Raw genomic sequence first — 13,519 nt, 5'->3', positions numbered from 1 at the left:
AGATACAAATGTTAGGGAATTAAGATAATGTCTTGGTCTTAATTTGAAGTACCTCCGAACTGAGCACTTCCAATAAGGAAGAAAACAGGCGAACGTCACATCCGACATCATAACAAGTCTGTCTCTATAAGCACTAAATGGGGATTGCCTAAGTTGGAGTGCCGTAATAGGCTATGACAGTTTCGTGTCTAAATATCCAATATGGTAACGGAAATCCCGTAGTAGTCAGAGCTAGGGAAAGCCTAGTACACGGCGAAGGGGATTAGCTTGTTTCGTTTAATAGAATCCAGGAAGGAGCGAGAGGCTCTATGAGAAATCCAGAGTTTGTATTAAACAGTCTAGTCCAAAAGTCCAATACTATCAATTTTAAGTACGAAAGATTATATCGAAACCTTTATAACAAAGAATTTTTCCTACTTGCTTATGCACGTTTAGCTTCAAAAGAAGGGAATATGACGAAAGGAATCGATGATTCCACTATAGATGGCATGAGTATGGAAAAAATAGAAAAACTGATTGAACTCTTAAAATCAGAAAAATACCAACCCAAACCAGTAAGAAGAGTTTATATTCCTAAAGCAAATGGAAAGATGAGACCCTTAGGGATACCATCTTTTGAAGATAAACTCATACAAGAAATCGTAAGGATGATATTAGAAGCAATTTACGAAGGGATTTTTTCAAACCTATCGCATGGTTTCAGACCTAAGAGAAGCTGCCATACGGCTCTTCAGCAAATTAAGAGTACATTTGGTGGCACAAGATGGTTCATCGAAGGGGATATCTGTTCTTTCTTTGACAATATTCATCATCATACCCTTGTCACACTTCTGAGAAAAAGGATACAAGATGAAAAATTTATCCGTCTTATTTGGAAGTTCCTACGTGCAGGTTACATGGAAGAATGGCACTTTTATAAGACGTATAGTGGTACTCCCCAGGGAGGCATTATAAGTCCGATTTTATCCAACATATATCTACATGAACTAGACCGATACGTAGAACAATATATCCGAAATTTTAACAAGGGAACACGACGAAAGACAAATCGGGAGTACAAAATCCTAGACAGTAGGATATATAGACTTCGAAAAAGGATGGAACTGTATCCCGTAAAATCCCCAGAACGAATGGAGCTCTTACATGCAATCAAAGAACTTCAAAGACAAATGAGGCAAATACCTTGTGCAGATCCTCTTGATGAAGGTTTTAAACGTCTCACATACTGTCGGTATGCGGATGATTTTATCTTAGGTGTGAGTGGTTCGAAAGCAGATGCAGAAGAAATCAAGTTGGAATTATCAAGTTTTCTTCAAAAAGAACTCAAGCTTGAGCTATCGAATGAAAAAACACTCATTACTCATACTAGTAAATTTGCGACATTTTTAGGATATAAACTTACGATGTGTAAAGATGAGTCCATTACGAAAAATAATTTAGGAATTAAGAAAAGGCATCACAGTCATAAATGTAAACTGTATGTACCAAAAGAAGTTTGGGTAGGGAAAATAAAGGAACTCGGTGTTTTGAAAATTGATAAAAATGGAGTTTGGAAACCGGTACACAGACCATACCTTCTACAACTCAGCGATATAGAAATAATAAGTATCTATAATGCGGAAATAAGAGGTCTCTATAATTATTACAAACTAGCAAATAATGTGAGCGTATTATATAAGTTTATGTATTTTATGAAATATAGTCTTTACAAAACGTTTGCAGCTAAATATAAAAAAACGATGCGAAAAATAATCAAAAAATATAGCCGCAACAAAATATTTATGGTCTCTTACGAGACAAAAGAAGGTACGAAATATAGGGCGCTCTATAATGAAGGATTTTCTAGAGAATTGAGACCGATGAAGCAACAGCAAATTGATACACTTCCCAATAAAACAATGTACACATGTCGGACAGAATTAACCCAAAGACTTCTTGCCAATCAATGTGAGTGGTGCAAAGAGGAAGGTAACTCTGTCGAAGTACATCATGTGCGAAAGTTAAAAGATTTAAAAGGAAAGAGTAAATGGGAAGTAAAAATGATCGCTAGGAAGAGAAAAACAATGGTGTTGTGTAAGAAATGTCATCACGATTTACATGCTGGTAAACTAGATTAACAAGTGGAGAGCCGTATACCCTGAGAGGGGTACGTACGGTTCGGAGGGGAGTTCATGGAAACCTACCATGGAAACATGGCAAGGCGCTGGGTACTTACCCTACATTTTTGGGCGAACCGCGGTTGTAGAAATTGATCCTGTTTTCCAAGAATTAAAGACTGCATTTGATTCCTCTACGAAAACAGACGAAGAACGCGCACAACAATTGGCGTAATTCGTATTACAATACAGATAAGAGTATTCTAAATTATCTGTATATGGAGGGTGGAACGATGAAAAAATTACGTATGTTATCGGGATTATGTGTAGCAGGAATGTTGATGGTAACGGGGGTTACGGGTTGCTCAAATGAAACGAAAAGCAATGCAAATCAACAAGAGAGTCAAAAAGAACGAGATATGAAAGAAGCGGATAAAGCCGCGATGCAATATGTAAAGGCTTATATTGAGATGGATACAAAAAAATTAAACAATCTTCAATATAAAAAATATAAATTTATGGAAGAAGGAGTAAGGAATCCAAATATTAGCCAAGAAATGAAAGAAAGATATGACTTGTTTAGATATGATTTGAAAGAAGACAAAAATGAGTATTATTACAGAGTTAAATATTATGATCCTGTAGAACAAGCCCAAATGGGATTATATCTTAGAATGGTAAAAGACGAAAAGGACGGAAAATGGAAAAATTACGAATGGAACTGGAACAATTTAAATTCAACTGTAGGAAGTATGGAACCAGTTCATGTTCATAAATGGGGGCAAAAGGAATGAAAAAACTTTTCTCTATTTGTATGATTCTTGTATTCTTTTTACTACCGTTAGGGCCTCATATGGCCCTAGCGGAAGATACAAAAAAAGAAGAAAAACAGGAACAAAAGGGAGCAAGAATTTCCGAAAATCTATTTAGTGGGTACACAGATGGTATTTACAAAGATAAGTATTACGAAATCGACACATATCAACCAAAGGAAGAAGATAAGAACGTGTTTCAAAAAGTTGGTGGATACTTATTTGGTGATGATAGTGTAGGGAAAGACTTACAAAGGATGTTGTATACAACTTGTCAATGGTTTGCGAATATGGCCTTTCAGTTAAATGTAATTTTGGGTCAATTAACAATCTTTTTAGTCGATCAAGCGTTGAACTTGGACATTGTGGATACCGTAGCGGATAAATTAGGAGCGGCGATGCAAAATATTGCTGGTATTGGAAAAGGCGGCTTTTTATCTTCTGGACTATTCCCAGCGATTATCGGTATTGCTTGTGTGTTATCGGCTTGTTATGCGGGGTATATCTTCTTTATTAAGCGCCAACCTTCAAAAGGTTTAAGTGAGTTAGTAAAAACGGTATTTGTCATTGCTTTTATTGTTACGTACATTGGGAACGCAAGTACAATTTTGAAGAGTGCGAATACGATTAGTTCTGAAATTAGTGTAACGGTGTTAGCGAAAGCAACGGGAACAGTTGCGGGTGATCCAGGACGTTCTAAAGCGGACGCAATCTTTTCGGTGAAAAAGCAGATTTGGGATTTGCTAGTTGAACGACCATATTTATTTTTACAGTATGGGGAAGATTCAAAAGAAAAATTAGGTACTAAACGCGTAGATGAATTATTAGCGACAGCACCAGGAAAAGACAGGGAGAGCAAGGTACAAGAGGAAATAAAAAGAGGAAATCAAATGATGATTGTTACGTCTGTAGGAGAACGTCTTGTATTTACAGTCATGTATTATGTAGTAAATACATTTGCAGGTGTTCCAGTCATTGCATTTTGCTTATTAATTGTAGCATTTCAATTATGGTTCCTTGTCATGAGTATTATCTCACCAATCGTTATGGCGGTGGCTTTATTGCCAGGACACCGCAGAGTAATTGAAAGCTGGGCTTCACAATGGATTCGACCATTGGCATTAAAAATCTTTATGTCTGTTATGCTTGTTATCATCTTTACGGTGGCAGAATTACTATATGTGTTACCAGAAGCGGGCGTTGCAGGATATGTGTCTACAATGATTTTTCAAATTCTTGTTTTCGTTCTGTGCTATCTGTTTAGAGATAATATTGCGGCGGCCTTTAAACGAGTGAAAGGTGTATATAAAACGGTCACAGACATAACTCTTATGACTGAAAATGTCGTAGATAAAGGGAAAGAATATGCTGGAAATACAATTTCTTATATTGGAGACAAAATGGGGGCGCATTTTAACAGTGCGGCTGAATTGGCGGCAGGCGGCCAGTTAGAAAATGCAGGGACAGACGACGAAAAGACAAAAGCCAATCCATTAATACAAGCAAATATACCGAATGAGTTGCCCAATAATCAAACGGAACAAGAAAAAGAAGAGAATAAAAAGAAAGGAAAGCTTATTTCTTTACAGGATCGTGATAAAGAGGGGGATTTACCACAGCAGGAAGAGGAAGGGAAAGAACAAACAATACCAGGTGAAGAAGAGGCACCAATGCAACAGGACCTTATCAGCTTAGATAAAGAAGCATTAGAACAAGAAGTGGAGGAACAACAAGAAGGAACAGAGGTAGAAGAATCAGAAATGGACGTTCAACCAGAACTTGTATCTTTAGAGGATGAGGAAATTCCAACAGGAGAAGAAATGCCAGCTGATATAGAGGGATATGAAGAAATTCAACCAGAAGTACCAGAACAAGAGGTGCCATTAGAAGAGGTTCCAACTGATATAGAAGCATATGAAGAAATCCAAACAGAGGTACCAGAACAAGAAATACCACTAGAAAAAGTTTCAAGCGATATGGAGACATATGAAGAAATCCAAACAGAAGTACCAACACAAGAACTTCCATTAGAGGAAGTGTCACCAGATCATGAAGCATATGAAGAAATCCCATCCGATATCCCACAACAAGACATTCCAACAGAAGAAATTCCGATGGATATTTTAAGAGAAGAAATACAATCAGAACAGGAAACATCAACAAATATTCCTCAACAAGAAATCTCAACGCCAATTGAAACGAATGCAAATGAACCTTTAATACCAGATACAATTCGTGCAGATTTAAATGAAGAAGGTGTTATTGTACCTCATACACCAGAAACAACAAGCGCAGATATTCCAGATGCTATTCCTGCAGAAGTGACTGAAGCGGGAGAAATTGTTGCAAAAAATTCTGATATAGATGTCGAGTCAACTGTACAAGATACAAATTCTTCTGACTCATTTATCCCAACGGAACCTATTTCTTCTGATTTGACACCAGTAAATGAGAAAGAAGTAAGCAAAAATGAACCGATTCAAGAAGAAGCGGAAACAATTGATATACAGTATGAAGCTGTAGCCGCTGGAAGTGAAAACTGGATTCCGCCTAGTGATCCACAAAACTTAGACGACTTAGATGATTTGGACCCATCGAAAAAAGATGAGTAGAGTCCTAGACTTTTAGGACTTTACTATTTTTTTACGAAAAAAGGAGCGATATAGATATGAAACACTGGGGATTAACATGTATGAAAATGGTGAGTATCAGTATTTTTCTTTGTATTGGGTGTTTAGGATGGATGAACATAATCATTCTTTTCATACAGAGAGAATGGCCGACAGATTTATTGGGATGGATTGGTTTAGGATTACTTATCTGGTATACGCTCATTCTTCTAACTCTTCAAATTATCCATAATGAGTTACGTTGCCCTATTGATGACAGGGTCAAACTAGCCTTCTTCATTTGGTTTGTAGGAATCGGTCATTTTGGATTATTAGACTTTATACAAAACCAGCAATCTACTGTTTTAACGTTACTATTCCATGTTTTTGCGATTATACCTATTCTTTTGGCCCTTACATATGGGCTAATTGTTCGAAAATATTCTAATCAATCTTGATACATGTTGTAAGGGGGGAGGGATGATATGAGACCAGAAATAAAAGAAGTCGTAGACAAAACGATACAAGAAGAGATTGCACAAGAACAAAAAAAGAAGAAGAAAAAGAAATCCTGGTTACTGACATTTCTTTTTGGGAGTTCTACTTTCACAATAGGATTGTTCGTCTGTATTGGATTTCTTTTATTTATCGTTTTGGGGCAAGGCATTGGCAAAAAAGAAGAGGAAGCGCCAGCAACCATCCCAAGTAATGGCATGACGGTTTGTCGTCCAGGTGGAAAAACAGTGGCACCAGAAGAACTACAACCCCACCTGGGCGGCGTTTTTACGGGGAAAGCACAAGCCTTTTTAAATGCAGGAACACAAAACCAAATCGATCCCGTTTTACTAGCGGCCATTGCAAGATTGGAAACGGGTAACGGTACTTCTAATGCAGTGAAGAACTATAACAACCCTGGGGGTCTCATGGACCCTGGTAGTTCACAAATGAAAGGATTCATGAAGTTCGCCACTTTGGATGAAGGAATTAACGCTATGGCACGAAACTTATATAAAAACTATATCGGTATGGGGATTACAACAATAGAAGCAATAGGAGCGAAATATGCACCGCCAGGAGCCGCAAATGATCCGCATGGCACAAATGGTTTATGGCCTGTATTAGTAACAAAATTTGTGGCGCAAATGGGCGGACTTACTTTCAATTGTGAAGCGGGAAAGCCAGGCGGCGTTGTAGATACGGGATCAGCAAGCTCACAAGGGTTTATTCGTCCTATCGCCCAAACAACAATTACAAGCCCATTTGGGCCACGGTGGGGCACTATTCACAAAGGCATTGATTATTCTTGCCAAGACGGTGTCACCCCAATTGCCGCGTCGAAAGGTGGCGTTGTAGAGTGGGCGAAATTTGGCGCTTCCGGTTCGGGGTTTGGCGGATATGTGCGCCCATAAGGGCATATAAGAATGCGGGAAATAGGAAGCCCGTAAGGAAATAGAGGTTAATGTAACTCCTTATCATCAGCAAACTTATCCTAAGAGGAAACTCAAGGGGGAGTACAGCATGTTTGCAACGCGTTAAGTTGCTAAGTTACCCAAGCACAACTGAAACGCTAGATGAAAAGAATTGAATGAGGATGAATGCTGGATTGCGTGAACGATAACCAGAGGACGCCTAGCGAAGCGGTGGACGGAAGGTAACTATAAAACGTCTAGTAGTCATATGTGGTCTATCACCATAACCAATAGACCACTTTAACCTTAATGACTATCCACTTGTAATTAACATGAAATGGTGAAAGTCGCATCCGACATCAATTCAAGCCTATGTTCTTATATGTCTAAATGGGGATTGCCTAAGTCAGAATGCTTAAAGAGCTATAGCATGTAGATGTTCGAATATCTGATAAGGCAACGGAGAGTCCGTAGTAGTCTGAGCAAGGGAAAGCCTTGTACATGGCGAAGGGACCAAGTCATTCAGTCTTATTATAAATCGGAAAGGAGCGGAATGCTTCATGCAAATTCCAGAGGTCGTAATAGACAATTTAATGAAGAAATCTCAAAGTAATCAACAATATATATTTCAAAGGCTATATAGGAATCTATATAATCAACAATTTTTCCTAGAAGCGTATGGGAAGCTAAGTAAAAATCCGGGAAACATGACAAAAGGATCGGATCAGAAAACAATAGACGGAATGAGTTTACAACGGATAGAACAATTAATTGAACAATTGAAAAATCAAAGCTATAAACCAAATCCATCTAAAAGAATCTACATTGAGAAGAAAAATAGCGATAAAAAAAGACCATTAGGTTTACCATCTGTCGATGACAAGTTAGTACAAGAGGTTGTAAGAAGAATGTTAGAAGCGATTTATGAGCCTGTTTTTAAAGAGACATCTCATGGCTTTAGACCAAACAAAAGCTGTCACACTGCGCTAATTCAACTAAAAAAGAATTTCACTGGTGCTAAATGGTTCATAGAGGGTGACATCAAAGGATTCTTTGATAACATTGACCATCACATTCTAATAAAACTACTTCGCAAGCGAATCGAAGACGAAAAATTTATTCAGCTTATATGGAAATTTCTTAAAGCGGGTTACCTAGAAAACTGGCAGTATCATCGCACATATAGTGGAACACCGCAAGGTGGGATTATCAGTCCTATTCTTTCTAATATCTATTTACACGAACTTGATGTATTCATGGAGCAATTTATAGAAACGTTTAATCAAGGAAAGACTAGACAGCGGTTAAAAGAATACAGAAGTTTCGAAAAGAGACTAAGTCAGTTGAAAAAATCAGAGAATGAATGGATAGAAATGACTGATGAAGAAAGAGAAGCCCACCTACGAGAAAAAGCTAAAATATATAAAGAGCGAGAAAGTGTTCCAGCTCTAAATCCTATGGATAACACCTTCAAGAGAATGAAATATGTTCGTTACGCAGATGACTTTATCATCGGAGTTATAGGAAGTAAAAACGATGCTGAAGAGATTAAAAGGGAAATCAAAGAATTTCTCGACATAAATCTGCGGATAGAGTTATCAGAATCAAAGACATACATTACTAACGCCAATAAGAAAAAAGCCAGATTCCTTGGATATGACATCACAACGCAAACCACCTACAAAAGAAAAACTAGTCGGGGGTTTTACCAAAGATTCCAAGGGAATATCCTGTTGTACGTTCCATACGAAAAATGGGTGCAAAAACTTGTAGAAAAGAAAATGGTAAAGATGGATGGTAAGCAATGGATATCGCAATGTAGAACAGAGCTTATTTCAATAGATGATTTGGAGATTATTAGCGTATATGACAGTGAACTGAGAGGCTTCTATGAATACTACAAAATAGCAAATAACGTGAGTGTATTAAACAAAATGGCTTATTTTGTGGAATACAGTATGTACAAAACATTTGCAAGTAAATATAGAAAATCCATGAAGAAAATCATCGCAAAGTACAGCAAAAGCGGCGAATTCACTGTTGAATACCAAACGAAATCAGGTATGAAAGAAAAACGTTTGATTAAATCGTTCAAAAAAGTTACAAAATTATCCGATTCAAAACAAATAGATACAATCCCTAATACGCTGAAATATTCAGGAAGAACTAGTTTGATTGAAAGATTACAAGCAGAGAAATGTGAATATTGTGGTGCTACTGGTGTAAAACTCGAGATTCACCACATCCGAAAATTAAAAGATATCAAACGCAAGAAACAGCTCGAGAAATGGGAAGAGAGAATGATATCAAGAAACAGACGGACGATAGCACTTTGTGGACCAGGTCAAGGAAATGACTGTCACAAAAGATTACACAAGGGAACTCTTCATTAAAAGAATGATAGTGAGCCGTATACAGGGAGACTTGTAAGTACGGTTCTGGAGGAGGGGTGACGGTAAACCTAGCTAAGCAATTAGCCAAGGCGACCGCTCCCTATCCAAACGGAAACGTAGTTGTAATTAATCATGGGAATGGATATTGGAGTTTATACGGTCATATGTCGTCTATTACTGTACAGGAAGGGCAAAACATTGGAGTCGGTCAACAGGTAGGAGTTTGCGGTAGAACAGGGCAGGTAACAGGGCCACATCTTCACTTTGAGATCAAAACATCTTTGACGTTTGGTCAAGTCGACCCAGCGCCGTATTTGCCGAAATAAGCGGAAAGAAAGGGAGGATTAGGGATGAAACAGGGAATCGTTGGTTTAATCATAGTTGTACTAGTAGGTATTAGTGTATGGTTATGGAATCAAAATCGCAACTTACAGCATAAAGTTGAGCAGACACAAAAGAAATGGACGGAACAAGTAAAAGAGCTAAAAACAGAGAATCGAGCATTGGAAAAGCGTGTAACAGTTTTAACAGAAAATACCCAAGATAAAGGGCAAGAAGTAGCAAAACAGTTCGTAGAGTTGTTAATACAGAATGATAACAAGCAAAAAGAAAAGCCAGGATTTGAAAAGATCAAAGAAATGATAACAGGAGAAGCAAGAAACAAATTATTAAATGCGCCAGAGGATGCACATAACCATATAGAAGATGATGGTTCTATGCACATTCAAACGAAGGCAAAGATAACAGATATGTACTACATCAAAACCGCTGATAATAAAGCGGATGTAACAGTTAAATATAATTATCTTGTAACGGTTGATGGAACAGAACAACAAGAAAAACACACCATGAAATTAAATTTACTATTAGAAGGTGAGAAATGGTTTGTAGAAAATTATGAGTTCCAAATCAATACAGGAATTGAAGGACCATAGGGAAAGGAATGAGGGGAATTGGTGAATCAAAATGTGTTGCATCATATCGGGTATGAAATATTGCAAGAAACGTTTGTATTGATTCGAAATGTATTTTCCTATTCAAACCAAGATAAATCCAGTGTGACATATGTGCGAGAAATTGCGGATGCCTTGCATAATATTCCGCATTCAATTCAGAAACAACATGATAAATTCCTAGAATTTGAGTTCAAACTGTTAGAAGAAACATTAATGCAAATGGACTTTGGAAAGGTTGCCGCGCAAAACATTCCCTATTTTAAAATGTATGCGGCACGTGTACAGCAATTGTTACAGAAGCGCTATAAAGAGGTGTAATCGAGTGGAAATGGGGCGATAAAAAATGATCGTATTGGGAATTGGGCTGTCAGTTTTGCTGATAGCCTTTTTATTTATCCAGGTATATCCGTTCCAGGAACAAAAGTTAGAACAGAGAAAATATGATGAATATGGAATCTGGATCATTATTTGTACAGGGGTATGTCTCTATGTTTCGCACCATTTTTTACAGGAAAACACATGGCAATGGGGATTAAAAATCATAGGTGCAACTTTTTTTACAGGGTTTTCAATTGGATGTGTTGGGATGATTTTTTTAAGGTTATTGCATATATTTTGCTAAGTATAGGAGTTTGTACGCTTGTTTTTGCAGGAATAGCCGCCATTGTAAAGAAACAAATGATAATCGCAAATATAAACCTATTATTGGCCATGTATTATTTTTGTTCGGGAAGTCTTCTGTATTTGTGCACGTTATGGGAAACACAAGATAATTTCCTACAAGCTTTTTTGATTTTAATTGTGGGAATTGCGATCATCCGATTAAGAAAAAGCTGGTATGTACCGCAAATGCGTACCTATCTTCAAAAACTACAGGAGCAAGCGACAAATAAGAATGATCTGTGAGGAAATCTATGAAAAAAGGAGTGAAGAAATCTTGATACATCAATATGAATTGAAATTTTCAGTGATGTATAGTGGCAAGGTAACAGGCTCACAATCTACAATTATTCCAGCAAGTTCTTTAGAGGAAGCAAATGAGAAATTACAATCGGAAGTAAAGCGGCGATTAGGAAAATGTAGTATAAAAGTGAATGCGGCAAGTTTATGTGTTTCCGAGGATAGTCGATATACAATTGAACAAAAATAAAAAGGGAAAGTCTTGTTTATATAACAAGGCTTTTTATTATTTTATGGGACTATTGTTTGATGCTGGACAATAATTTTTAAAAATGGAGCACAAATCTATTTGTTTGGATAAGAAATGAAGAAAAATGGTGCATTAATAGGTTCATTGGATAGAATTTTGAATGAAATGGACAGCAATCTTATTATTCTCTGATGTATGTTTATATAAGGGCTTATTTGCATGTGTATCACTCTTTTATGTACAATGAAAGAAAAACATCATATGAGATGGGGAGAGGAAAACCCATGTCCAACCAACAATTAGTGAATTTACGCATTGATTTTGCTTTTAAACAATTATTTGGTACAAGTGGAAATGAAGATATTCTGATTGCTTTTTTAAATGCGATGTTACAGGATTCTTTAGAATCACCCATTGTTTCATTGCAATTAGAAGACCCACACTTGCACCGCGAACACGAAGAGGATAAATTATCGATTTTAGATATTTCCGCTACATTAGATACAGGAACAAAGGTAAATGTAGAAATACAGCTGAATAACAATCATGACATGATTAAGAGAAGTTTGTATTACTGGGGAAGACTATATACATCCCAACTACAAAAGGGAATGCCATATAGTTCACTTCACAAAACCATTACGATTAATTTATTAAACTTTGTGATGTTTCCAGAATATGAAGCATTTCATACAACAGGAATCTTATGGAATCAGCAACAACAAAAGAAGTTAAGTGATGATATTGAAGTTCATATTGTGGAGATTCCAAAGCTCATGCAACAGTGGCGGAATGAACAAGTAAATCCCTGGGAAGATTCGTTTGTTCGCTGGTTATTACTACTTCCAGCGAATGAAGATGAACAATTAACCCAAACACTGGAGGATATTGCGATGAACCAAGACCCAATTTTACAAAAAGCCATGAATAAATGGGAACGTATGAGTCAAGATTCTTCTTTCCGACAAGCATATGAAGCAAGGGAGAAAGCTTTGATGGATGAAGCCGCAAAGTTTGCTTATGCAGAACAAAAAGGAATTGAAAAAGGAATTGAAAAAGGGAAAATACAGCTTATTCGTGGTATGCACAAAAATGGAATGCCAATAGAAGATATTGCAAAGTTTACAAGTTTAGATATAGAAGAAATACAGGCAATTTTACAATCATAAATAAATTAACAAGTAACACCTACAGATATATCTGTAGGTGTTACTTGTTAATGACCGCCCCTACCTGGAAGGTGATGACCACCAGCATTTCCATGTGCATATTTCCAACCTACACCTGGTTCATTAATATAATAACCAGTGTTTCCATCTGCGTATTTATAACATATATATTTCATTTGAGTTCCTCCCCTTTTGGTTAATACTTATATGGTCGTTTAGCTCCAAATTTAGCGTCTTATCTCTTGAGGATTATTTTTAGTATCTTCGTTGTTTAGTCATGCTCATAAATGGTTCATATGTACTCGTTTCATCAAAAGGATGTCCGAAACCGTATTCACCTACTTCTGCATGATAACCGTATGTGACAATGCCTATACCTTTCGTGTTGCTTTCGGGGAAATAGATAAGGACTTTGGTATCTTCGGAATTAGATAGGTGTAGAGAGGTGTATATTTGGTCTATTAAGTATTTATTAATTCTATTGATTGCATTTATTTCTCTTGTACTCAAACCAATATCATCATAAATGTGTAATAAATTATTTTCTGTATCAACATATAAATCTAGATAATTACAACTCATATTGTAAAAGTTTTCTGTAATTAAATGGAATCGATTATCAATAATATTTGGAAATAAAAATACATCATAAGTTTTACTAGCAGTAATAACATTAGATTGTTCATTATTTGATGATTTTTTTAGCATAGTAAATTCCTCTCCAAGAATAGTTTAATAACTTGTAATAAAAGTGGAGTATTGTTTAATTAATATTATTTAACAAAAATATACATAATGTTTAATTTTATGTTTTGTAAAATTCAGTTATTTAACAAAAAATCCCTTCACGATTTCTGAAGGAGGCAATATACATTGAAAGGTTACGTTCATTTTAATATGTAAAAGAAAAAACTCATATTGATAA

Annotated in this window: 14 protein-coding genes and 2 pseudogenes; 14 read left to right on the top strand and 2 right to left on the bottom strand. The window is 36.5% G+C overall.

From position 1 onward, the window contains the following. Nucleotides 1-308: 308 nt before the first annotated feature. The 14 genes and pseudogenes from MHH27_RS30690 to MHH27_RS30625 all read left to right on the top strand — a co-directional run bounded on the left by MHH27_RS30690 (nt 309) and on the right by MHH27_RS30625 (nt 12,594). Nucleotides 309-2,117, top strand: a complete 1,809-nt coding sequence (locus MHH27_RS30690) for a reverse transcriptase domain-containing protein (RefSeq protein ID WP_340945643.1) — start codon at nt 309-311, stop codon at nt 2,115-2,117. A 67-nt stretch (nt 2,118-2,184) separates the two neighbouring features. Further along, nucleotides 2,185-2,331, top strand: a complete 147-nt coding sequence (locus tag MHH27_RS30685) for a hypothetical protein (RefSeq protein ID WP_244305900.1) — start codon at nt 2,185-2,187, stop codon at nt 2,329-2,331. A 58-nt stretch (nt 2,332-2,389) separates the two neighbouring features. Further along, entirely contained in the window at nt 2,390-2,890 is a 501-nt protein-coding gene (locus tag MHH27_RS30680; protein ID WP_340945640.1) for a hypothetical protein, read from the top strand. Then, nucleotides 2,887-5,520: a CD3337/EF1877 family mobilome membrane protein gene (locus MHH27_RS30675; RefSeq protein ID WP_340945637.1), complete on the top strand. Its 2,634-nt coding sequence runs from the start codon at nt 2,887-2,889 to the stop codon at nt 5,518-5,520. Before MHH27_RS30680 ends, MHH27_RS30675 begins: the two co-directional genes overlap by 4 nt. 56 nt (nt 5,521-5,576) lie before the next feature. Next, nucleotides 5,577-5,975 carry a hypothetical protein gene (locus tag MHH27_RS30670; RefSeq protein ID WP_095022357.1) on the top strand — a complete coding sequence of 133 codons (399 nt, stop codon included), beginning with the start codon at nt 5,577-5,579 and terminating at the stop codon, nt 5,973-5,975. A gap of 27 nt (nt 5,976-6,002) precedes the next feature. Beyond that, nucleotides 6,003-6,914: pseudogene (locus tag MHH27_RS30665) on the top strand (glucosaminidase domain-containing protein); the annotation flags it as partial. A 572-nt stretch (nt 6,915-7,486) separates the two neighbouring features. After that, entirely contained in the window at nt 7,487-9,319 is a 1,833-nt protein-coding gene (locus MHH27_RS30660) for a reverse transcriptase/maturase family protein (RefSeq protein ID WP_340945633.1), read from the top strand. Between the two features lie 110 nt (nt 9,320-9,429). After that, nucleotides 9,430-9,645 (top strand): annotated as a pseudogene (locus MHH27_RS30655) (M23 family metallopeptidase); the annotation flags it as partial. Nucleotides 9,646-9,669: 24 nt separating this feature from the next. Continuing rightward, entirely contained in the window at nt 9,670-10,254 is a 585-nt protein-coding gene (locus MHH27_RS30650) for a hypothetical protein (protein WP_340945630.1), read from the top strand. A 21-nt stretch (nt 10,255-10,275) separates the two neighbouring features. Then, complete coding sequence (locus tag MHH27_RS30645; RefSeq protein WP_340945627.1) at nt 10,276-10,593, top strand: hypothetical protein; 318 nt, start codon at nt 10,276-10,278, stop codon at nt 10,591-10,593. 25 nt (nt 10,594-10,618) lie between these two features. Continuing rightward, nucleotides 10,619-10,897, top strand: coding sequence for a hypothetical protein (locus MHH27_RS30640; protein WP_340945626.1), 279 nt, complete (start codon nt 10,619-10,621; stop codon nt 10,895-10,897). Beyond that, nucleotides 10,852-11,181: a hypothetical protein gene (locus MHH27_RS30635; RefSeq protein ID WP_340945624.1), complete on the top strand. Its 330-nt coding sequence runs from the start codon at nt 10,852-10,854 to the stop codon at nt 11,179-11,181. Before MHH27_RS30640 ends, MHH27_RS30635 begins: the two co-directional genes overlap by 46 nt. Before the next feature lie 31 nt (nt 11,182-11,212). After that, nucleotides 11,213-11,425 (top strand): hypothetical protein, encoded by a 213-nt coding sequence (locus tag MHH27_RS30630; protein ID WP_098639419.1) that lies wholly within the window; start codon nt 11,213-11,215, stop codon nt 11,423-11,425. 284 nt (nt 11,426-11,709) lie between these two features. Continuing rightward, the gene (locus MHH27_RS30625) at nt 11,710-12,594 is read left to right on the top strand and encodes an Rpn family recombination-promoting nuclease/putative transposase (RefSeq protein ID WP_322218929.1); all 885 of its coding nucleotides are present in this window, start codon (nt 11,710-11,712) and stop codon (nt 12,592-12,594) included. A gap of 47 nt (nt 12,595-12,641) precedes the next feature. On the opposite strand, the gene MHH27_RS30620 is transcribed toward MHH27_RS30625, so the two are convergent. Both MHH27_RS30620 and MHH27_RS30615 read right to left on the bottom strand, forming a co-directional pair. Continuing rightward, on the bottom strand, nt 12,642-12,770 hold the full coding sequence (locus tag MHH27_RS30620) for a hypothetical protein (protein ID WP_257151400.1): 129 nt from the start codon (nt 12,768-12,770) through the stop codon (nt 12,642-12,644). Nucleotides 12,771-12,849: 79 nt separating this feature from the next. Next, nucleotides 12,850-13,302 carry a hypothetical protein gene (locus MHH27_RS30615; RefSeq protein ID WP_322218256.1) on the bottom strand — a complete coding sequence of 151 codons (453 nt, stop codon included), beginning with the start codon at nt 13,300-13,302 and terminating at the stop codon, nt 12,850-12,852. Nucleotides 13,303-13,519 lie beyond the last annotated feature (217 nt).

Source organism: Bacillus sp. FSL L8-0152 (assembly GCF_038006365.1).
GTDB lineage: Bacteria > Bacillota > Bacilli > Bacillales > Bacillaceae_G > Bacillus_A > Bacillus_A cereus.
The sequence above is the reverse complement of the archived record's forward strand: the minus strand, read 5'-3'. Positions and strand labels throughout refer to the sequence as shown.